Source organism: Curtobacterium sp. MCLR17_059 (assembly GCF_003234665.1).
In the GTDB taxonomy this organism is placed as follows: domain Bacteria; phylum Actinomycetota; class Actinomycetes; order Actinomycetales; family Microbacteriaceae; genus Curtobacterium; species Curtobacterium flaccumfaciens.
In genome coordinates this window covers 43,355-63,953 of record NZ_QKSU01000007.1, presented here as the reverse complement: position 1 = coordinate 63,953, position 20,599 = coordinate 43,355, and the positions used below count along the sequence as shown (strand labels likewise).

The 20,599-nt window shown below is 70.9% G+C and carries 23 protein-coding genes; 6 read left to right on the top strand and 17 right to left on the bottom strand.

Annotated elements, in window-relative coordinates:
- Positions 1–171: 171 nt before the first annotated feature.
- Complete coding sequence (locus tag DEJ12_RS11115; RefSeq protein ID WP_111030048.1) at positions 172–2,322, top strand: acyl-CoA dehydrogenase; 2,151 nt, start codon at positions 172–174, stop codon at positions 2,320–2,322.
- Positions 2,323–2,390: 68 nt separating this feature from the next.
- On the opposite strand, the gene csrA is transcribed toward DEJ12_RS11115, so the two are convergent.
- The 13 genes from csrA to DEJ12_RS11050 form a co-directional block, all read right to left on the bottom strand.
- Positions 2,391–2,669 carry a carbon storage regulator CsrA gene (gene csrA, locus DEJ12_RS11110; protein WP_111030047.1) on the bottom strand — a complete coding sequence of 93 codons (279 nt, stop codon included), beginning with the start codon at positions 2,667–2,669 and terminating at the stop codon, positions 2,391–2,393.
- A 4-nt stretch (positions 2,670–2,673) separates the two neighbouring features.
- A complete protein-coding gene (locus DEJ12_RS11105; protein ID WP_111030046.1) occupies positions 2,674–3,639 on the bottom strand; it encodes a hypothetical protein in 966 nt (321 codons plus the stop codon).
- Complete coding sequence (locus tag DEJ12_RS11100) at positions 3,614–5,668, bottom strand: flagellar biosynthesis protein FlhA (RefSeq protein ID WP_111022852.1); 2,055 nt, start codon at positions 5,666–5,668, stop codon at positions 3,614–3,616. The genes DEJ12_RS11105 and DEJ12_RS11100 overlap by 26 nt, the downstream gene beginning before the upstream one ends.
- Entirely contained in the window at positions 5,665–6,858 is a 1,194-nt protein-coding gene (locus DEJ12_RS11095; RefSeq protein WP_111030045.1) for a flagellar biosynthesis protein FlhB, read from the bottom strand. The genes DEJ12_RS11100 and DEJ12_RS11095 overlap by 4 nt, the downstream gene beginning before the upstream one ends.
- A 4-nt stretch (positions 6,859–6,862) precedes the next feature.
- The gene (locus DEJ12_RS11090) at positions 6,863–7,621 is read right to left on the bottom strand and encodes a flagellar biosynthetic protein FliR (protein WP_071403902.1); all 759 of its coding nucleotides are present in this window, start codon (positions 7,619–7,621) and stop codon (positions 6,863–6,865) included.
- Positions 7,621–7,896 carry a flagellar biosynthetic protein FliQ gene (locus tag DEJ12_RS11085; protein WP_027465541.1) on the bottom strand — a complete coding sequence of 92 codons (276 nt, stop codon included), beginning with the start codon at positions 7,894–7,896 and terminating at the stop codon, positions 7,621–7,623. The genes DEJ12_RS11090 and DEJ12_RS11085 overlap by 1 nt, the downstream gene beginning before the upstream one ends.
- A gap of 9 nt (positions 7,897–7,905) precedes the next feature.
- Complete coding sequence (gene fliP, locus DEJ12_RS11080) at positions 7,906–8,742, bottom strand: flagellar type III secretion system pore protein FliP (protein WP_110859880.1); 837 nt, start codon at positions 8,740–8,742, stop codon at positions 7,906–7,908.
- Complete coding sequence (locus DEJ12_RS11075) at positions 8,739–9,299, bottom strand: flagellar biosynthetic protein FliO (RefSeq protein WP_071403903.1); 561 nt, start codon at positions 9,297–9,299, stop codon at positions 8,739–8,741. Before DEJ12_RS11075 ends, fliP begins: the two co-directional genes overlap by 4 nt.
- Before the next feature lie 7 nt (positions 9,300–9,306).
- Positions 9,307–10,011 carry a flagellar motor switch protein FliN gene (gene fliN / locus DEJ12_RS11070; RefSeq protein WP_111030044.1) on the bottom strand — a complete coding sequence of 235 codons (705 nt, stop codon included), beginning with the start codon at positions 10,009–10,011 and terminating at the stop codon, positions 9,307–9,309.
- Positions 10,011–10,889: a flagellar motor switch protein FliM gene (locus tag DEJ12_RS11065; protein WP_084740413.1), complete on the bottom strand. Its 879-nt coding sequence runs from the start codon at positions 10,887–10,889 to the stop codon at positions 10,011–10,013. The genes fliN and DEJ12_RS11065 overlap by 1 nt, the downstream gene beginning before the upstream one ends.
- A gap of 143 nt (positions 10,890–11,032) precedes the next feature.
- Complete coding sequence (locus tag DEJ12_RS11060; protein WP_110863814.1) at positions 11,033–11,962, bottom strand: flagellar motor protein MotB; 930 nt, start codon at positions 11,960–11,962, stop codon at positions 11,033–11,035.
- A gap of 2 nt (positions 11,963–11,964) precedes the next feature.
- Complete coding sequence (locus tag DEJ12_RS11055) at positions 11,965–12,789, bottom strand: motility protein A (RefSeq protein ID WP_111030043.1); 825 nt, start codon at positions 12,787–12,789, stop codon at positions 11,965–11,967.
- Between the two features lies 1 nt (position 12,790).
- The gene (locus DEJ12_RS11050; RefSeq protein WP_027465534.1) at positions 12,791–13,087 is read right to left on the bottom strand and encodes a flagellar FlbD family protein; all 297 of its coding nucleotides are present in this window, start codon (positions 13,085–13,087) and stop codon (positions 12,791–12,793) included.
- Between the two features lie 241 nt (positions 13,088–13,328).
- Between DEJ12_RS11050 and DEJ12_RS11045 the strand changes: the two genes are divergently transcribed.
- From DEJ12_RS11045 to DEJ12_RS11025, 5 genes are all read left to right on the top strand, one after another.
- Entirely contained in the window at positions 13,329–14,168 is an 840-nt protein-coding gene (locus tag DEJ12_RS11045; RefSeq protein WP_111030042.1) for a DUF4397 domain-containing protein, read from the top strand.
- Between the two features lie 2 nt (positions 14,169–14,170).
- Positions 14,171–14,818 (top strand): class F sortase, encoded by a 648-nt coding sequence (locus tag DEJ12_RS11040; protein WP_181433122.1) that lies wholly within the window; start codon positions 14,171–14,173, stop codon positions 14,816–14,818.
- A 68-nt stretch (positions 14,819–14,886) separates the two neighbouring features.
- The gene (locus tag DEJ12_RS11035) at positions 14,887–15,432 is read left to right on the top strand and encodes an RNA polymerase sigma factor (RefSeq protein WP_111030040.1); all 546 of its coding nucleotides are present in this window, start codon (positions 14,887–14,889) and stop codon (positions 15,430–15,432) included.
- Positions 15,429–16,238, top strand: a complete 810-nt coding sequence (locus DEJ12_RS11030; protein WP_111030039.1) for an anti-sigma factor domain-containing protein — start codon at positions 15,429–15,431, stop codon at positions 16,236–16,238. The genes DEJ12_RS11035 and DEJ12_RS11030 overlap by 4 nt, the downstream gene beginning before the upstream one ends.
- 3 nt (positions 16,239–16,241) lie before the next feature.
- On the top strand, positions 16,242–17,105 hold the full coding sequence (locus DEJ12_RS11025; protein WP_111030038.1) for a DUF4238 domain-containing protein: 864 nt from the start codon (positions 16,242–16,244) through the stop codon (positions 17,103–17,105).
- 77 nt (positions 17,106–17,182) lie between these two features.
- Here the strand turns inward: DEJ12_RS11025 and DEJ12_RS11020 are convergent, their stop codons facing one another.
- From DEJ12_RS11020 to DEJ12_RS11005, 4 genes are all read right to left on the bottom strand, one after another.
- Positions 17,183–18,058, bottom strand: a complete 876-nt coding sequence (locus DEJ12_RS11020; protein WP_111030037.1) for an NAD(P)H-binding protein — start codon at positions 18,056–18,058, stop codon at positions 17,183–17,185.
- Between the two features lie 89 nt (positions 18,059–18,147).
- Entirely contained in the window at positions 18,148–18,975 is an 828-nt protein-coding gene (locus tag DEJ12_RS11015) for an oxidoreductase (protein WP_111030036.1), read from the bottom strand.
- A gap of 62 nt (positions 18,976–19,037) precedes the next feature.
- Entirely contained in the window at positions 19,038–19,595 is a 558-nt protein-coding gene (locus DEJ12_RS11010) for a CGNR zinc finger domain-containing protein (RefSeq protein ID WP_111030035.1), read from the bottom strand.
- Positions 19,595–20,443, bottom strand: coding sequence for an MBL fold metallo-hydrolase (locus tag DEJ12_RS11005; RefSeq protein ID WP_111030034.1), 849 nt, complete (start codon positions 20,441–20,443; stop codon positions 19,595–19,597). The genes DEJ12_RS11010 and DEJ12_RS11005 overlap by 1 nt, the downstream gene beginning before the upstream one ends.
- Positions 20,444–20,599: the final 156 nt, after the last annotated feature.

Below are 20,599 nucleotides of genomic sequence, written 5' to 3'. Positions count from 1 at the left end.
GGCACGCCCAATCGTCGAACCCCGCTCATGTCTTTGGAGGGTTCCCACGACCTCGTGACGGCACGGGCGACACGGGGTTGTGCGGCCCGCACGGCGTTCCCGCCACTGTCGGCACCGGTGTCTAGCGTGGACGGAGCAACACGGACACCGCAGTTCAGGAGGACTCCGCCCATGGTCGACACCGCACCCGCCCAGCGCACCACCCCCGCCAGTGGCAGCGACACCAAGCCGGACGTCGACGCGAAGAACGCCGCGCAGCACGCCGCGCCGAACGCCGACGCCGCCGGCGACCCGGCAGCGGGCACCCCGACCGCCGGGACGGACACCGACGTCCGCATCGACGTCGAGCTGGTGCAGGAGCTCCTGCTCGGACGCTGGGCCGAGGACCGGCGGATCTCCCGGCGGCTCGCGCTCGACCCCGCGATGCAGAAGATCGAGGGCCAGCCGATCCCCGAGCACCGGGCACGCGTGCTCGAGCAGCTCCGGACCCTGGTCGACGCCGGGGCGATCCAGCGCCCCTACCCCACCGAGTTCGGCGGCCAGGACAACCACGGCGGCAACCTGGCGGCGTTCGAGGAACTCGTCGTCGCCGATCCGTCGATGCAGATCAAGGCCGGGGTGCAGTGGGGACTGTTCGGGTCCGCCGTGCACCACCTGGGCACCGAGGCGAACCACCGCGAGTTCCTGCCGGGCATCGTCTCGTTCGAGGTCCCCGGCTGCTTCGCGATGACCGAGACCGGCCACGGCTCGGACGTGCAGAGCATCGCCACGACGGCCACGTACGACCCCGCGACCGAGGAGTTCGAGATCCACACGCCGTTCCGCGGTGCGTGGAAGGACTACATCGGCAACGCGGCCCTGCACGGGCACGCCGCCGTCGTGTTCGCGAAGCTCGTGACCGCCGGTGTCGACCACGGCGTGCACGCGTTCTACGTCCCGCTCCGCGACGCCGACGGGGCGTTCCTGCCCGGGGTTAGCGGTGAGGACGACGGCCCCAAGGGCGGGCTGAACGGCATCGACAACGGCCGGCTCGCGTTCGACCACGTCCGGGTCCCCCGCACGAACCTGCTGAACCGCTACGGCGACGTCGCCGCGGACGGCACCTACTCGTCACCGATCGCCTCGCCCGGCCGCCGGTTCTTCACGATGCTCGGCACGCTGGTGCAGGGCCGGGTGTCGCTCGACGGCGCCGCGGTCGTCGCGCAGAAGATCGCGCTGCAGATCGCCCTGACCTACGCGATGCAGCGTCGGCAGTTCCCCACCGGTGACGGCACCGAGGGCGTGCTGCTCGACTACGGCCGGCACCAGCGCCGGCTCATCCCGCGCCTGGCGACGGTGTTCGCGCAGTCGTTCGCGCACGAGAAGCTCCTGCGCACCTTCGACGACGTCTTCAGCGGGCGCGAGGACACCCCGGAGCGCCGGGAGGACCTGGAGACCCAGGCCGCGGCGTTCAAGTCGATGTCGACGTGGTCGGCGCTCGACACCCTGCAGGAGGCCCGCGAGGCCTGCGGCGGTGCCGGGTTCCTCGCCGAGAACCGTCTGACCGGGCTCCGCGCCGACCTCGACGTCTACGTGACGTTCGAGGGCGACAACACCGTGCTGCTGCAGCTCGTCGGCAAGCGCCTGCTCACCGAGTTCCGCGCGAAGGCCCCGAAGGACCCGGCGTCCACCGCGAGGTTCGTGGCGGCCGTCGCGGCGTCGAAGCTGGCCGACGCGTCCGGCATCCGTCGCCTCGGCCAGACCGTGGCCGACCGCGGGTCCCTGGCCGCCAGCGTCGCCGACCTGCAGGACCCCCGCACGCAGCGCGAGCTGCTCGCCGGTCGGGTCGACACGATGGTCGCCGAGATCGGCATGCGCCTGGCCTCGGCCGGCAAGGACCGCGCCCGCGCCGCCCGACTGCTGAACCGCTCGCAGCACGAGCTCATCGAGGCGTCGAAGGCGCACGCCGAGCTCATGCAGTGGGACGCCTTCACCGAGGCGCTCGACGAGGTCACCGAGGGCGACACCCGACGCGTGCTCGTCTGGCTGCGCGACCTGTTCGCGCTCGGCCTGCTCGAGCAGCACCTGGACTGGTACCTGCTGCACGGCCGACTGTCGGCGCAGCGGGCCCGTGCGGTGTCCGCGTACATCGACCGGCTCGTCGCCCGGGTCCGGCCCATCGTGCCGCAGCTGATCGAGACCTTCGGGTACGAGCCCGGTCACGTCCGGGCGCCGATCGCGCTCGGTGCGGAGCAGGCCCGACAGGACGAGGCACGTGCCTGGTTCGCCGCCGAGGCCGCCGCCGGCCGCCTGCCCGAACAGGAGAAGAAGCCCCGTCCGTGACGGACGTGCAGCCTCGCCCGTGACGGACACACAGCCGCAGCCGTGACGGGCGTGGCTGCGTCGGACGGCTAGGAGTCGGTCGGCTCCGACGGAGTCGAGCCGTCCGCGGCAGCCCCGCCACGCGCCCCGAGCGCCGCGCGCAGCTGCGCCTCGGCGTCGTCACCGGCGGCGGCGGCCTCGGCGTTCGCCTCGGCGACCGCACGCACGACCTCTTCGCGCTGGATCTTCACACCGCGCGGGGCGTCGATGCCGATCCGGACGCCGTCGCCCCGGGAGTCGAGCACCGTGATGACGATGTCGTCGCCGACGAGGATCCGCTCGCCGACCTTCCGCGTGAGTACCAGCACCCGTTCAGCCTAGCGACACGACGGGGAGCCCCAGCAGGTCCACCGACCCGGGCGTGGCGGTCTCCCCCGCACCGATCGCCACGACACCGACCACGGGCAGCCGCGAGGCCACCGCGGACACCATCGCGGCCGAGTCCGCCGGCTTCCGCCCGACGTCGACCACGACCCACACCTGGTCGGCCTGCAGCGCGTCGCCGGTCGCCCGGTCGTCCCACGCGGCGACGGCGAGCACCGCGTGACCGTCCCGGACACCGTCGGCCCGCGCCAGGATCGCGGCACGGCGGTCGGCGGCGTCCGTCGGGCGGAGCGCGTGCCGCACCGCAAAGAGTCCGGCGGCGGCGTCGACGTCGTTCGGCCGCCCGACCAGGAGCACCAGGTCACCGTCCGCGGACCGTACGGCGGGCGCGGTGGACCGGGCCACCGGAGCAGGCGAGGGCGCGTCGAGGACGCGGGACGGGCCTCCCGACCGGGTCTCGACGACCGGCTGCGCGACGGCCCCCGCCTGCGTGTCGGCCACCGTCTGCGCGTCGACGGCGGCCTGGAGGCGCGGGTCGACCCCGGTGGGCACGTCCGGCTCGGCGGGCGCGTGCGTCGGGCGCGGGACGCTCGGCGTGATCCCGTCCGCCTGGAACCCGTCGAGCACCGACGCGAAGGCGTCGGCCCGCGTCGTCGCGGTGCCGTCGGTGCCGGCGATGCGTGCCTCGGCCGCCTCGGCGTCGGCGAGCAGCGCGGCGATGCCGACGCGCTGCACGGGCGAGTCGGCGATGACGACCCGGGCGGTGGGCTGGTCCCCCGGTTCCGGCACCTCGACGGTGGCCTCGACGTGCGCCTTGCGGAACAGTCCGCCGAAGCCCGGCGTGGTCACGCGTTCGGCCGCGACGATCCGCGCACCCGCACCGAACTCGGTCCGGACCGCGTCGCGGACGGACTCGAGCGTGGCGCCGCTACGCTGCAATCGGGTCGGCGGCACGGACCACTCCCACGGTCTCGATGGTGGAGCCCGCGGCGGTGGCCTCCTGGTACGACAGCACCGGGAGCCCGTTCGACTGGGCGGCGACCATGCGGTGCACGGCCGGGCGGAGCTGCGGGGCGCAGACCAGGACGGCGGAGAGCCCCTGGTCCTCCACGGAGCGCACGGCGTCGCGGACGGAGCCCAGGACCTGCTCGATGCGGTGCGCGTCGAGCACGATCTGGCTGCCCTGCTCGGACGGCCGGAGCCCCTCGAGCATCGACTGCTCGAGCATCGGGTCGATCATGATGACGCGCAGGGTGCCGGCGTCGGTGTGCCGGGCGGCGAGGGCCGGTCCGAGGGCCGCACGGGCGGACTCGACGAGCCCCTCGGGGTCGGTCGACACCTTGGCGCGGAGCGTGAGGGCCTCGCAGATCCGGCCGAGGTCGTTGATCGGCACGCGCTCGGCGAGCAGGCCCTGCAGCACCCGCTGCAGTTCGGCCATCGAGAGCATGCCGGGGACGAGCTCCTCGACCGCGGCGGGGTTGACCTGCTTGACGCCCTCGGTCAGGACCTTGACGTCCTCGCGGGTGAGCAGGCGCGCGGCGTTATCACCGATGACCGCCTGCAGGTGGGTGACGAGCACGGAGACCCGGTCGATGACGGTCGCGCCGGTCATCTCGGCGGCGTGCCGGAGTTCGGCGGGCACCCACTTGCCGGTCAGGCCGAACACCGGCTCGACGGTCGAGGTGCCGGGCAGGCCGTCCAGGTGGTCGCCGAGCGCCAGGACGCTGCGGGCGGGCGCGGTGCCCCGACCGGCCTCGACCCCGGCGATCCGGATGGCGTACGTCGACGGCGGCAGGTCGATCGAGTCGCGGGTGCGGACCGGCGGGACGACGATGCCCATGTCGATCGCGATCTTGCGGCGGAGCGCACGCACCCGGCCGAGCAGGTCGTCGGAGGCGCCGGAGACCATGTCGACCAGGTCGGGGGCGAGCAGGATCTCGAGGGCGTGCACGCGCATCTGCTCGAGCAGGTCCTCCGGGGTGTCGCCGGTCGGCGCAGCGGCCGCGAGTGCCTGCTGCTGGGCGGCGTCGGCCTCGGCCCGGGCGGCGTTCCGGCCGATGCGCCAGCCCGTGAAGAGCAGGGTCGCGCCGACGAGCAGGAAGGGCAGGATCGGCATGCCGGGGATGAACCCCATCGCGATCGCGGCGACACCGGCGATCATCAGGGCGTTCCGCGACTGCGACAGCTGGGTCGCAGCCGAGGACCCCATCTCGGACTCCGCGCCGGACCGGGTGACGATCATGCCGGTCGACACCGCCATCAACAGCGCCGGGATCTGCGTCACCAGGCCGTCACCGATCGTCAGGATGCCGTACTTCGACAGCGCGTCCGTGACGGACAGCCCGTTCTGCAGCATGCCGATCGCGATGCCGCCGATCAGGTTGATGATGATGATCAGGATGCCGGCGATCGCGTCGCCCTTGACGAACTTCGACGCACCGTCCATCGCGCCGTAGAAGTCGGCCTCGGCGGACACCGCGGCACGGCGCTCCTTGGCTTCCTGGTCGGTGATCAGCCCGGCGTTCAGGTCGGCGTCGATCGCCATCTGCTTGCCCGGCATCGCGTCGAGGGTGAAGCGTGCCCCGACCTCGGCGACGCGCTCGGCACCCTTCGTCACCACGACGAACTGGATGACGATGAGGATGAGGAAGATGACCGCGCCGATGATGATCGACCCGGAGACGGCGACGTGGCCGAACGCCTGGATGACGTCACCGGCGAAGCCCTCGCCGAGCACCAGCCGGGTGGACGCCACGTTGAGGCCGAGGCGGAACAGCGTCGCGACGAGCAGCAGGGACGGGAACACCGAGAAGTCGAGCGGCTTCTTCACGAAGAGCGTCGTGAGCAGGATCACCAGCGCCAGCAGGATGTTGATGATGATCAGGAAGTCGAGCAGGAACGACGGCACCGGCAGGATCAGCAGCAGGATGATGCCGACGATGAACACCGGGACGACGAGCTTCGGCAGGTCCTTGCGGTTCATGCGGGGAGTCCTTCGGTCTGGTTCTCTGCGGTGCGCGGTACGCGGAGCTTGCGGGGGCGGAGGTCACCGGTCAGGGTGGCGGGGTCGATGACGCTCGCGACCTCGTCCGGGGTGGTCGGCCGCGGCGGTGCGTGCGTGCCGGCAGCGGTGCCGCGGGCCTTGAGCGCCATCACGAAGGACAGGACCCGGGCCACCGGCGTGTACAGGTCGACGGGGATCTCGTGCCCGAGCTCGCACGCGGCGTGCAGGGCCCGGGTGAGCGGGACGTCGCGGACGATCGGCACCCGCTCTTCCTCGGCACGGGCGCGGATCACGTCGGCGACCGGGCCGGCCCCCTTCGCCACCACCCGGGGCGCGGACTTGCCCGGCTCGTACTTGATCGCGACGGCGTAGTGGGTCGGGTTCGTCATCACGACGTCCGCGGTGCCGATGGCCTGGATCATCCGGTTGCGGCTCATCGCGAGCTGGCGGGAGCGGCGCTGCGACTTCACCAGCGGGTCGCCGTCGCTCCGCTTGTTCTCGTCCTTGACCTCGCGCTTGGTCATCATCGTGCGCTTCCGGTTGCGGCGGATCACCACGAACACGTCGAGGGCTGCGAGGACGAGCCCGGCGACGATCGCGGCGCGCAGCAGGGTGCCGGACCCGGCGGCGGCGGCCTCGAGCACGGCCGACAGCGGCAGCGAGCCGCTCGTCATCAGGACCGGCATGAGCCCCTGCACCGCGAACCAGAGGACGAGTCCGACGACGGCGGTCTTGAGCAGCGCCTTCGCGCCGTTCCAGAGCGCCTGGGTGCCGAACACGCGCTTCAGTCCGGCGACGGGATCGAAGTGGTCGGGCTGCGGCGTCATCTTGCGGAAGTGCACCCCGCCCTGGGTCACGGCGGCGGCGAGCACCGCGACCGCGACGACCGCGAGCATCGGGCCGAGGGTCGCACCCATCGAACCGAGGGCGTCGGCGAGCAGGGCCTGCACGGCACCGAGCTCGGGGTCCTCGATGACCCGCTGCACGGCGAGCAGCTGGTCCTGTCCGGCGGCCGCGGCGTTGCCGATCGCGGCCGGGATCATGAGCGCCGCGACGGCGATCCCGATCCACGCGCCGAGGTCCTGCGAGCGACCGATCTGGCCCTTCTCGTGGACCTCGCGCATCCGCTGCTGGGTTGCCTGTTCGGAACGTTCTCCGCTGTCGGACACGTCGTCACCCCCGTCCCGTGATCGCCTCGACGGCGTCGCCGGTCAGCGAGGACACCACCGAGGGCAGGGCCATGAAGAGCGCGCCGGCGAACAGGACGGTCAGGCCGATCTTGATCGGGAAGCCCATCTGGAACGCGTTGAGCGCCGGTGCCACGCGGGTCAGCAGCCCGAGGCCGACGTCGGCCAGGAACAGCACGACGACGAGCGGGCCGGCGATCTGCAGGGTGGCGAGGAACATCTGCGACATCGCGGTCACGAGCATCGACGCGAGTCCGTCCACCGCGAAGGTGCCGGTGAGCGGCACCGCGTCGAACGACCGCACCAGACCGCCGACGATGAGCTGGTAGCCGCCCGAGGTGAAGAGCAGCGCGAGCGCGGTCATCTGGAACAGGCGGGTGAACTGGGCGCCGTTGACCTGGGACTGCGGGTCGAACGCCTGCGCGAGCGTGAACCCGCCGAACAGGTCGATGAGGGCACCCGCCGACTGGACGGCGGCGAACACCAGGAACACCAGGAACCCGAGGGACAGCCCGACGACGAGCTGGGTGAGCAGGGCGAGCAGGAACGGCCCCGTGTCGAGCGACTCGTAGCCGACGGCGACACGCGGGGCGACGCCGATGGCGAGCCCCAGCCCGAGGATCACCTTGACGGTGCCGGGGAACGCCCGGTACGAGAACGGCGGCGCGATGACGAAGAACGCGACGAGCCGGACGCCGGCGAGCATGGTCGCCTCCAGACGGTCGGCGTCGATGCTGAGCTCCATCAACCGGCCCCGAGCAGCTTCGGGATCATGTCGAAGGCGACGTGCGTGAACGCGATCATCTCCGAGATCATCCAGTTGCCGCAGACCACCAGGGCGATCGCGACGGCGACGGCCTTCGGCACGAACGAGAGCGTGACCTCCTGGATCTGCGTCACCGACTGGAACAGCGAGATCGCGAAGCCGACGACGAGCGAGGTGATGAGCACCGGGGCGGCGAGCTTGCCGGACACCAGGAGCGCCTGGAGCACGAGGTCGATGACTGCCTGCTGGTTCATGCGTGCCCCCTAGACAACGTGGTAGCTCTCGATGAGCGACGTGATGATGAGGCCCCAGCCGTCGACCAGCACGAAGAGCAGGATCTTGAACGGCAGCGAGATCATGACCGGCGGGAGCATCATCATGCCCATCGACATCAGGGCTGCGGAGACGACGAGGTCGATCACCAGGAACGGGATGAAGATGACGAACCCGATGATGAACGCGCTGCGGAGCTCCGAGATGATGAACGCCGGGATCACCGTCGTCATCGGCACATCCGCCATCGACTTCGGGTTGTCCAGGCCGGCGGCGCGGGTGATCAGGGCGACGTCCTCGTCGCGGGTCTGGTGGAGCATGAAGGTCCGCAGGGGCTTCGTGCCGATCTCGACGGCCTGGTTGAAGTCGAGGTGCCCGGCCAGGTAGGGCTGCAGGGCGTCGTCGTTGATGTGCCCGAGCACCGGTGCCATCACGAACAGCGACAGGAACAGTGCCAGTCCGGCGATCACCTGGTTCGGCGGGATCGACTGCAGCCCGAGCGCGTTCCGGGTCATCGCGAGCACGACGAAGATCTTCGTGAACGACGTCATCATGAGCATCAGCGCGGGTGCGACGCTCAGCAGCGTGATGCCGATGAGCGTCACCACGGCCGACGACGGGGTGCCGTCCGGGCCGTTCACGCTGACGCTGAAGTCACCGGTCGCGGGGGCGGTCGGGGTCGCCGGGGCGGTGGGTTCGACGACACCGGCGGCATGCGCACCGGTCGTCGTGAGCATCAGGAACCCGGCCACGACCGCCAGGCCGAGCAGGACGAGGGCGACGAGTCGACCCGACCGTGCCAGACGGTGCGGCCCTGCCACGGTCACCCGGCCCGCCGGTTCCGCAGCGCAGCGGCGGCCTGGCGCCAGGTGTCGACCGACAGGATCGAGCCCTGCAGCTGCTGCGCGCTCGGCACGGCGCGCTGCGGGCGACGGTTGCGCGGGCGCATCGGCAGCGGCGCGACGGCGCTGGTCGCGTCGGTCGTGCGGGTCACGTCGTCCGTGTCTGCCGGGAGGCCCGTGGTGGCGTCCGACTGCTGCGCGAGTTCCCGACCGAACGCGTCGGCCGACGGGGCGGGACGCACGGGCAGCGCCACCGGTCCGGTCACGATGGTGAGTTCCGGCGCGGGCGCTTGCCCGCTGGTGAGCAGGTTGACCCCGTGCTCGGACACGCCGAGCACGAGCCGCTCCCCCTCGACGTCGACCACGACGACGCTCGCCTTGCCACCGATGCCCTGTCGACCGACGACCTCGACGGTCGCGGCACGACGGCCCGACGGCTTGCCCGAGAAGCGCTTGCGGCTCGCGCGGTGCAGCACCCACATGAGGGCGAGCACGACGCCGAGCGAGAGCGCGACGCGGAGGGTGACGACGAGGGTGTCCACGCGCGGGTCAGACCGTTTCGGCGACGTCGAGGATGCGGGTGATCCGGACCGCGTAGTCCTGGTCGACGACGACGACCTCGCCGTGCGCGATGAGGCGGCCGTTCAGCAGGACGTCGGCGGGGGCACCGGCGCTGCGGTCGAGCTCGACGACGGCGCCGGGCTCCATGCCGAGCACGTCGCGGACCGACATCCGGGTGCGGCCGATCTCGACCGTCAGGGTCATCTCGACGTTGTTGATCCGGCCGAGGTTGCCCGCGGGCAGGTTCGCCACGACGGGCGCCGACACCGTGCCGTTCTCGCGGATCCGGATGCCGAACCACCCGGCGGGCAGGCCACCGGCGGCCAGTTCGAACACGACGGTGTCCGGGTCGGCCAGCAGCGACGCGGCCGACTCGCGGTTCGCCTCGCCGAGCACCCCGACGCCGAGGACCCCGGCCGCGGCCTCGAGCGACGGACGCAGGACGTCCGTGACGGCCACGATGCCGTGGTCGGTGCCTCCGGCGGCCGTGATCGACTCGAGGTCGGTGAGCACGAGCGCCAGGTCGGCCGACAGGCCGCCGACGAACGAGGCGACCACGGCGTCCGTCACCGCGTCGAGCACGACCGGTGTCGCGCCTCCAGGCAGGAGCACCGCGGTCAAGGGGGCGGCCGTCGGGAGCTGCGCCGCGAGCGACTCGGCCGCTGCGGTGTGGAGGGTGGTCGTTTCGGTCATCAGTGCTGCTCCGTGCTCGTGGTGGTGACGACGATGCCGGCGAGGCGCGAGCCGTTCGCGCCGACCGCGGCGGTGCCGACGGGTTCGCCGTCGACCGCGATGGTGAGGGGCCGGTGCTGCGGGTGCGGCAGCGGCAGGACGTCGCCGACGGCGAGCCGCAGGACCTGCGTCGGCAGGACCGCGGCCGGGGCGAAGCGCAGGCTGACGCCCACGGGCACGCTCTCGAGCTGCGCGTCGAGCAGGGCTCGGGCGTCGGCGGGCGACACGTGCGCTGCGGCCTCGCCGAGCTGCGGCAGGACGGCCTCGGCCGGCAGGGCCAGCGTGCCGGGGGCGATGCGGTCGCCGACCCGGATCGAGAACGAGGCGACGATCATCAGGTCGCCCTTCTGCGCGGCCTGGGCGAACTGGCTGTTGAACTGGAACCCGCCGACCGTGACGTCCTGCGCGAGCAGCCCGCCGAACGAGTAGCGGAGGTCGTCGAGGGCGTCCTCGACGATCTTGCGGACCAGGGCCTGCTCGATGGGCGTGAAGGTGCGGTCCGGCGTCGGCAGCGGCTTCGAGGCGCCCAGCGCGTGGGACACCCACGTCAGCGCGGCGTCGAGCGGGACCTGCAGCACGCCCTTCGGGGTCAGGCCGGTGATCGGCAGCAGCACCATGCCGGTGAGCGCGGGCAGCGACGCGGCGTACTCGTCGTACGTCGTCATCTCCACCTGCTCGCAGGTGACCTGGCTGACCGCGCGGACCTTTGCCGTCAGCTGCGTGCCCCACTGGCGCGCGAACGTCTCGAAGGCGAGCTCGAGGACCCGGGCGTGCTCACGGGCCAGCGTCGACGGGCGCGCGAAGTCGTACACCTCGGGCGCTGGCAGGGTCTCGGTCACGGGTGCGTCTATCGGTCACCTGTGGGGCACCCGTCAGTGCTGTACCCCGTAGTGGGGCGGTGGCGGCAGCGCTCGTGCGCTCCGCGCGCTGCGTGTCCCAGCCCTGCTGCGCTGCGTGTCCCAGCCCTGCTGCGCTGCGTGTCTCAGCCCTGCTGTGCTCCGTCCTGCGCCTTGGCCAGCGCTGGCATGAGGGCGCTGACGTCCTGGTCGGCGTTCGACAGGACCACGATGTCGACCCGCCGGTTCAGGGCGAGGTCCCGGTCCGTGCCGCCCTTCGCCAGCGGTCGGCTCGACCCGAACCCGACGCTCTGCACGTGGTCGCCGGGCATCCCGCCCCGTTCGACCAGGTCGCGCAGGACCCCGGTCGCCCGCGCGGCGCTGAGCTCCCAGTTGGTGGCGTACGGCGCGGTCGAGTTCCGCTGGTCGGCGTGGCCCTCGACGCTGACGTCGTGGGCGGAGGTCTTCAGCACCGGCGCGATCGCGTCCATGATCGACCGCGCCTGGTCGGACAGGTCCGCGCTGTTCGTGCCGAAGTACGTCTCGCTGCCGATCAACCGGACGATCAGGCCGCGGGCGTCCACGGTGAACTGGACGTTCTCGGTCTGACCCGCCTTCGCCAGGTTGCGCTGGATCGCACGCTCGAGCTTCGTCAGGTCGTCGAGCTCGCGCTTCGCCTCGGCGAGGTCCTGCTTGCTCGCCGTGGTCGGCACCACCGTCGACGCGGGGTCGACGTTGGTGTCCTTCGTGCCCGACGAGGCGGTCGAGTGGTCGGCCTGGGACTTGTCCGTCGAGTAGCCGGAGCCGTCCTCGACCTGGTCCTTCGTCACGACGGTGCCGCTCGCGGTGTCGATCTTCTGCGAGTCGACCTCGCCGAAGCCGGTGGCGAGCGACTGCTTCAGCTGGATGTACTTCTCCTGGTCGACGGTGGACATCGCGAAGAGCACGAGGAACATGCACATCAGCACCGTGATCATGTCCATGTACGACGCCATCCAGCGCTCGTCGGGGTGCTCGGCCTCGTCGTGGGACTTCTTCGCGCGACCGCGGCCGCGGCCCCGGGGGTTGGCGCTCACGGTCAGGCCGCCAGCTGCTGGTCGTCGGCCGCGTCGGCCTTCTTGCCTGCCTTGCCGGGCTTGCCACCCGTGTCGGCGCGGGCGGCGGGCGGGACCATGGCCTTCAGCCGCTCGCCGAGCAGACGGGGCTGGCTGCCGGCCTGCACCGCGAGCAGCCCCTCCATCAGGAGCGTCTGACGGTCCGACTCGAGCTGGGCGAGCTTGCGCAGCTTGCCGCCGATCGGCAGCCACATGAAGTTCGCGGTCAGCAGGCCCCACAGGGTGGCGACGAACGCGCTGGCGATCAGCGGTCCGAGCTCGTCCGGCTTGCCGAGGTTCGCGAGCACGTGGGTCAGCGAGACCACGGTGCCGATGATGCCGACGGTCGGGGCGAAGCCGCCGAGGCCCATGAAGAACGCACTCGCGCTCCGGGTCGGGGCCGCGTTCGACTCGATCTCGTCCTCGAGCAGGATCCGCAGCTCGTCGCCGTCGGTGCCGTCCGCGATGTTCTGCAGCGCCTTCTTCATGAACGGGTCGTCGTGCTTGTCGGCCTCCTGCTCGAGGGCGAGCAGGCCGTTGGCGCGGGCGGTCTCGGCGAGCCCGACGACGTCGTCGATGACCGACGCCGGCGGGGTGACCTTGCCGGTGAACGCCTTCGGCACGGCCTTGAAGCTGGCGATCGCGTCCTTCAGCGTGGTGCTGGCGATGCCACAGCCGATGGTGGCACCGAACACGAGCAGCATCGGGGCGGGCAGGAAGAGTCCCCCGAGCTCGACGTGCTCCATCTGGACCATGCCGAACAGGGCGCCGAAGGCGAGCAGGATGCCGACGATCGTTGCGATGTCCACGTCAGCGACCCCCGTCCAGCGCGCGGCCGTGCTGCGTGGAGCGGAGCGCGGCGACCGGGGCGAGCGTCGGCTGCGGGCCGGTGTTCGTGCGGGGGGCCTGGTCGGTGCCGTAGGCCATGCCGACGATGCGTGCGCGGTACGCGGCGATCAGGTCGATGACGTCGGCCATCGACTCCCGCACGATGTACTTCGCGCCGTCGACCATGATGAGCGTCGTGTCCGGCGTCTCCTGGATGCGCTCCACGAGATCGGGGTTCACAGCGAATCCGCTGCCGTTCAGTCGTGTGACGACGATCATGGCCCGTCCTGGTTCTCGATCGTCCCGCCGCCGTCCGTGGGGCGGGATGCCGGCCCGTCCGTGGGCCTGCACGGAGGACTATCGGCGGGTGCGACGGGTGCGTTAGCGACGCGTTCTGGCCGTCTCAGGTGATCCCCAGGAAATCGCTGCATCCGATCGGGGTGCTCCGGCGGTAGTGGGGGTACGACGTCGAGGACGACGTCGTCCGCACCGGCCCGGACAGGCCCGAAGGAGACACGTCATGCGCAAGACACTCGCCACCGGCCTCAGCGCCGGTGTCCTGTTCGCCGCCGCTGCGGCCGTACTGCCCGCGACCGCTGCGACCGCCGCCACCGGCGAGGCGACGCTCTCGGTCCTCCATGCCGTCCCCGACGTCACCGTCGACGTGTACCTCGACGGCGAACGGGCCATCGACGACTTCACCCCGGGCACCCTCGCCGGCCCGATGATGGTGCCGGCCGGTGCACACCAGCTCGCGATCACCGCCTCGGACGCCACCGACGCGTCGAAGCCGATCATCGGCCCGGCGGACGTCTCGTTCGACGCCGGCGGCAACTACACCGCCGTCGCCCACGACGCCACGGACGGGTCGCTGACCGCCACGGTGTTCACCAACGACACCTCGGCCGTCGCCGCCGGCCAAGGACGCCTGGTCGTCCGGCACGTCGCCGCAGCACCGGCCGTCGACGTCCTCGCCGGTGGGAAGGCCGTCGTGTCGAACCTGTCGAACCCCGACGAGCAGGCACTCGAACTGCCGGCCGGCACCGTGTCGGCGACCGTCGCCGCCACCGGGACCACCGACCCCGTGATCGGCCCGGCGGACGTCGCGGTCACCGCGGGCTCGTCGACCATCGTCTACGCCTGGGGCAGCCTGGACGACGACAACCTCGCCCTCGCCACGCAGACGATCGCGGACCTCGGTGGCACGCCGAACGGCGTCCCCGCCGGGAACGCCGGTCTCGTGGCCACGAACGACCAGGACCCCCTGCCCCTGGTCGGCGCAGCGGCGGCCGCACTGGCCGCCGCTGCCGCGATCGGGGCCGTGGTGCTCCGCCGCCGGCACGCAGCGACCCGCCGCTGAACGTGCCACGCCCCGTCGTGCGGTCCGCCACGGTGACGCTCGTCGTCGCCGTGGCGGCCGCCGCCCTGACCGGGTGCTCGTCGGCCGGGACCACCCCCGGCGGGCAGCCGTCCGTCCTGCCGACCACCACCCCCTCACCGGTCCCGTCGGCGTTCTCGACCGAGGTCCCGCAGCATGCCGCCACGATCCCCCCGGTCCGGGACGCCCCCGCCCCCACCACCATCACGGTCGACCACGCCGGCATCCGCGCGCCGATCCGCCCCGAGGGGGTCGACGAGGACGGCGCCATGGCGCTCCCGCCCGACCCGGCCACCGCGGGTTGGTACCGGTTCGGTGCCGCACCGTCGTCCACCGAGGGCACCGTCGTCATCGCGGCCCACGTCGACGCGGTCGGCTACGGCATCGGCCCGTTCTCCCGGCTCGGCGACGCCCCGACCGGCACCCGGGTCACCCTGACCGACGCGGACGGTGCCGAGACCGCGTGGCGCATCGACTCCGTCAGCATGCTCGAGAAGCAGGGACTCCCCTGGGGCGAGGTGTTCCGTGACGACGGACCACGACGGCTCGTCCTGGTGACCTGCGGCGGGACGTTCGACGCAGCCACCGGACACTACGAGAGCAACCTCATCGTCACCGCGGTCCCGGCCTGACCGTGGCGACGATCCGCCCCCTACGATCGGATCGTGGTCGACGACGACCGCGCCAGCGACAGGAAGACGTGACGACCATCCTCTCGGACGACAGCGAGCTCTCGGACGCGTTCCGCGCCGGGGGCGAGCACGCCCTGCGAGCCGTCTACGAACGGTGGTCGTCGCTCGTGTACTCGCTGGCCCTGCGCGCCCTGGCCGACCCGGCCGCCGCGGAGGACGTCACGCAGCAGGTCTTCGTGAAGGCCTGGCAGCGCAGCACGAGCTACGACCCCGGCCGCGCCCCGCTCGGCGCGTGGCTGGTCGGCATCACCCGGAACTGCATCGCCGACGCGCAGAACGAGCGCCGACGGCACGCCAGCGCCGCCGACCCGGACGTGGTCGAGGAGACCACCCCGGCGCCGGAACCGGCCTTCGACCTGGCCGAACGCGCCCTGGTCGCCGGCGAGCTCGAGCGGCTCGACGAGGTCCCACGGCGCGTGATGCGACTGGCGTTCTACGACGACCTCAGCCATCGTGAGATCGCCGAACGGCTCGAACTGCCGCTGGGCACCGTCAAGAGCCACATCCACCGAAGTCTGGCTCGGCTCCGAACACGTCTGGAGGTGATCGAATGAAGCACGTCGACGACGAGACGCTGGCGATGCTCGCGGTCTCCGACCAGGTCGCCGCGGACGACGTCGCCGAGCACCTGGCGTCCTGTGACCGGTGCCGCGACGAGGTGGCCGCGCTGCAGCGGGTCGCCGCGGTGACCCGGGCGTCCGAGGACGTCACGCTGGCCGCGCCCCCGGAGCACGTGTGGGACCGGATCGCGGCCGAGGTCGCCCGGACGCCGCAGCAGGCCGCGGCGCCGGCGACCGATCCAGGACGAGCGGCCGAACGCGCATCCGAAGGGGCGCCCGACGGGACCCGGACTGGCGCGCAGCACCACGCCGTGGCACGCCGACCCCGATCCCGTCCGCGTCGTCGCCGTGTCCTGGCGCTGGTGATCGCCGGCGTCGGTGTCCTCGCCGTCGTCCTCGGCATCGGTGTGGCGTCGGGGGTCGTCCCCGGACTCCCCCGCGGCGACACCGAGACCGTCCTGGCGAACACCGAGCTCGCAGCGCTGCCCGGTTGGTCGGGGACGACCGGCCGCGCCGAACTCGAACGTGACCAGGACGGCCGGGTGACCCTGCTCGTCGACCTGCACGGAGAGCGCGGTCGCTCCGGCACCGGTCCGCTGCGCGAGGTCTGGATGATGCGGTCGGACCTCGGCGGACTGGTGAGCGTCGGTTACCTCGACGGCGACCAGGGCCGCTTCACGGTGCCCGACGGCGTCGACACCGCGGAGTTCCCCGTCGTGGACGTCTCGGCCGAGGCCGACGACGGCGATCCGGCGCACTCCGGTGACTCGATCGTCCGGGGCACCCTGACCGATCCCTGAGCCGTGCGGGGCACTGGTGTCCGCGAGCGGGACAACGGTGCGCGCGGCCACGCGGAATCGTACGGGTGGGACTGCTCAACAGACGGCGTTGATTGGTGCCCCGCCTGTCGTGCAGCGCAGGCAGAAGGCCGATGGCCACTTGACGTCGCAGATCGCACTGCCTTGGGGTACTTCATCGCGTTGCAAGCAACCCGGACACAGGTGAACCGAAGAACGGCAGACTCGCTCGCTGCTTTCGCCGCACGGCTTGAGATTGGCTTCGGGGGACGAGATCGGTTCAAGGCTCGGCTCGAGCACGACGGAAGGACCGTCCCCGAGGAGAAAGTGCAACAGCTGTGGGATGAAGCAATGCGCCCCGAGGGGCCGCCCGTACAAGTCAGTCATGGGGAGTTCGCCGAACAGATGCTGAAGACCGCCGACGGCCTTCTGAAATACCTGGTCGGACGACCTTGGACGCTGGTCCGATTCGATCGCAGGTCGCTAGTCACCTCCGACTCCCCGGTGAGCTTGGTCGCACAGCCCGACGCTGACGAGTGGGAAGGGGTCGGATACATGACCGCTTGGGGCATCGCAATGCCCTTGACTCGGAAGCTTGGACTCATCATGGGAGACCCGACGCCGTTCCAAGGCCTGGTCCCCGTCGATGAGGTGCACCAGGGCCTGCGAGACACACTCGTCCCTGTAGGCACGACCGCCTACGAGCGCTTCTTCAACGAGCACACGATCGGCCACGCAAGCCGATGGCTCTACTGCCACCCCAGCGATGAGCACCGCATCCCGGACGACCTACCCGAGCCCCATCTCGTGAACATGCGCATCCAGAACGACCCTTGGGAGTTCAACGGCGAACCGAACGGTGTTGTCTAACCGCTCGCCGACGCCGAGCACGCCGCGAATCCGGCCCACGCGGACCGTCTCGATAGCCGATCGGCTACCGGACGAGATCAGCGGAAGAGCTCGGCGTTTTCCGCGACCCAGTCCGGGATCGAGCGGGCAGGCCGGCCCAGCAGATCTTCCACAGTGGACGTCGTTTCGGTGCTGGCGCCAGACGCAAGGGCTTCGACGTCGATGCTCACGAGGAGCCCCACGACCATCTCCGGCAGTCCGAGTGACAGCAGCAGGGCTCGCTGTTCGTCAGGGGTTCGGTGCGTGTAGGTCACGGTGCGCCCGATCGCTTCCGAGATGAGCTCTGCTATGGCGTCCATGTTCAGCCCGTCGGGTCCGGTGAGGTGGTAAGCCCTGCGGACCGAGCCGCTCGCTGCACCGCTCAGGATCAGGCGTGTCGCGACGTCTCCGACGTCGCGCACGTCGATGAGGTTCGCGGGAAGCGTGCCGGCAGCGCCTCCCCACAGGTCGCTCTTGATGAGTCCGGCCTGACCTCCGATGACGGCGCTGAAGGTCATGGGGCGCAGCACGCTGTAACCGATGTCGACCGCGCCGAGATGGTCCTCCACCTGCAGATGCCAGTCGATTGGGTGCATGCGGGAGGGCCAGCTCCACGAGCTGACCTTGACGACGTGTTCGACCCCGGCGCGAGCGGCCGCGTCGATGAGGGCGATTTCCTGGTGGGCTTGGTCGTTGGAGCTGCCGAGGCTGATGACCAGCACGTCGGCGCCGTTGACAGCGGACGCGATCGACTCGGGGTCCGCGTAGTCGATGTGGACGCTCGTGGTCTGGGTGCCAGCGTTTTGCGCTGCGGGTGTCCGGCTGAGTGCACGTACCGCGGTGCCGGCAGCGGAGAGCCCGTCGGTGATCACCCTGCCGACACGCCCCGTCGCGCCTGCGATGGCAACGAGCCCCGGTCCTGATACTTCGGTCATGTCGATATCTGCCTTCTCTTGGTGACTGCGGCTCGGGCGGACGCTTCGCGCTCCTTGACGACCGGGATGAGCGGTGGTCGTGGTGCGGCTCAGCCGTTCGCTCGGACGGAGAACTCCTTCCAGGACTCCCACTCCGCCAGTCGGGCGGCGTAGACCTGGGGGACGACAACGGTCGGTGCGGCGCCGAAGAAGACGCGGAGCGGCGGGGTCGGGTTGTCGACGAGCTCCAACATGGCTGCGCCGACGGCCTCGGGCTTGCCCAGCCACTCGACCGGTCGCTTCCTTTCGGCCGCCTCGGCTGCGCGGTGGGCGTCCTCGTACGCCGAGTTCGGGGTGGCGTTGACAGCGCTCGATCCTGCCCAGTCGGTGCCGTACTGCCCCGGTTCGACCAGGGTGACGTTGATCCCGAACGGGGCTACTTCCTGGGCGAGGGCGTCCGAGAGGCCCTCGAGTGCCCACTTGGAGGCGTTGTACCCGCCGAGGCCGGGGAACGCGATGACCCCGCCGATGGTGGAGATCTGCACGATGTGGCCGCTTCCCTGAGCGCGCAGGACGGGCAGCGCCGCCTGCGTGACGTTGAACGCGCCGAAGAAGTTGACGTCGAACTGCTGGCGGAGTTCGGTTTCGCTGAGTTCCTCGACCATCCCGAACAGGCCGTACCCGGCGTTGTTCACGACGACGTCGAGCGTGCCGAAGCGTTCGGCCGCCGCGTCGACCGCCGCGTGGACGGCGGCGGCGTCGGTGACGTCGAGTGCGATGGCGAAGAAGCGGTCGCCGTGGGTGGCGGCGAGGTCGTTGAGTGCGGCGAGGTCCCGAGCGGTCGCTGCGACGCGGTCGCCGCGTTCGAGGGCGGCAACCGTGAACTGCCGGCCGAAGCCGCGGCCGGCGCCAGTGATGAACCAGGTCTTGGAGGTCATGCGTTTGTTCCGATCTGCTGTGTCTGCGGAGTTGTGTTGCGGGGTGTCAAGTTGGAGCGGACTCAACTGGTTGACGAGTTCGTGTCGGTTCGGCTGATGGTCCTGTCTCGGTGTGCACGGACGCGGGCCGCGTTGCCGCAGCGGGCCGACGAGTGCCACTTGCCGGCCCCGTTCTTGGACTGATCGAAGAACGCGACCTGGCAGTCCGGGTTCGCGCACAACTTGAGCCGCGAGAGTGCACCCGTGGCGCGCCCTTCGAGCAGCGCGACTGCGACTTTCGCCTCGATGAAGTCACCGCCGTCGTGCGGCACGGTGATGCCGTTGTCGTCGAGGCGCAGGCGGAGGGCGAGATCCACTGGCTGATGGTGTTCCGCGGGCCCGTCACCGAGCAGTCGCCTGAGGGCTGTCCGTAGGCGACGCAGGCGTTCGAGGGAGTCAACGTCGACGCCGGCCCCGGTGCCGGTGCCGATCGACGCCAGCCAGGTCGTTGCGCTGTCGGTGGATCCCAGGAGGTCAGCCCCGGGGCCGACGCTGACGGTGTTGACGAGGTCCTGCAGGAGCGCGAGGTCACCCGGTGCGGGGTTCGCCTCGTACCGGGTCGTCGCGGTGCCCTCGAGCATTAAGCCGCTCCCCCCAGGAGGGTGAGACCACCGAACCAGACAGGGCTGAGATTGAGGTGGTGAGGGTAGCGGGTGGTCATCTCCTGCAGGAACCGCTCCGGGGTGACACCGTCATCGAGCAGCGCCATGACGTCGCGCAGGTACATCCGGGTTTCGGCGATGGTTTCGGGGCTGTCCGCCAGTGCCCGGTTCTTGTGGCCTGCCACGACGTGATGGGCTCCGAGTGCTTCGATGACGTCGAGCGCTGCGAGCCAGTGCTCGAAGCCGCCACCAGGCCCCTCCAGGAGGTACTGGTGCACCCCGTTGTAGACGCTGTCGCCAGCGACGACGAGGTCCAAGTCCGGGACGTGGAGCACTGTGGTGCCGTCGGTGTCGGTGTGTCCGACCTCGATGGGGAGCAGCCGATGACCTTCGAGGTCGAACCCGTCGGGGCCAACCTCTTCCGCGATGACAGGTGCCTCCGGGATCAGCCCCGGGAAGATCTGGTCCCACAGCTGTTCGCGGCCCGTTGTCGCCTCCTGGTGCATCATCGCGATCGTCTGCTTCGTCGCGACCACCGTCGCCGACGGGAACCGCTCCACCAGGGCGTGTCCACCGAACCAGTGGTCACCGTGGCCGTGGGTTGCGTAGATGGACGTCAGTGTCTTGCCGGACGCTTCGACCCAATCACCGACCGCCTTGATCTGCTCGTGGGTGAACGGTGCGTCAACGAGCACCGCGTGCTCCGCCCCGGAGATCAGGACCGTGCTGCCTGGGTTCCACACCAGAGGGCGGCCGTCAGGCAGCCGTGCGTCACCAGCCCACTCCGGTCCGTCGGTCACGAGAACGTCGTAGCTCAATTCACTCATGCGACTCACTGTAACGTACAAAATGGTTTTGCTCGTTACAGAACCTCAAGGAGTTCGATGCTGCCGTTCGGCTCGGCTCGGCACGCACCCGCCCGCGCACCCCCATCGGTCAGGCTGATCGCGGGGCTGCCACAACAGGCCTCACTCACTGAGCAT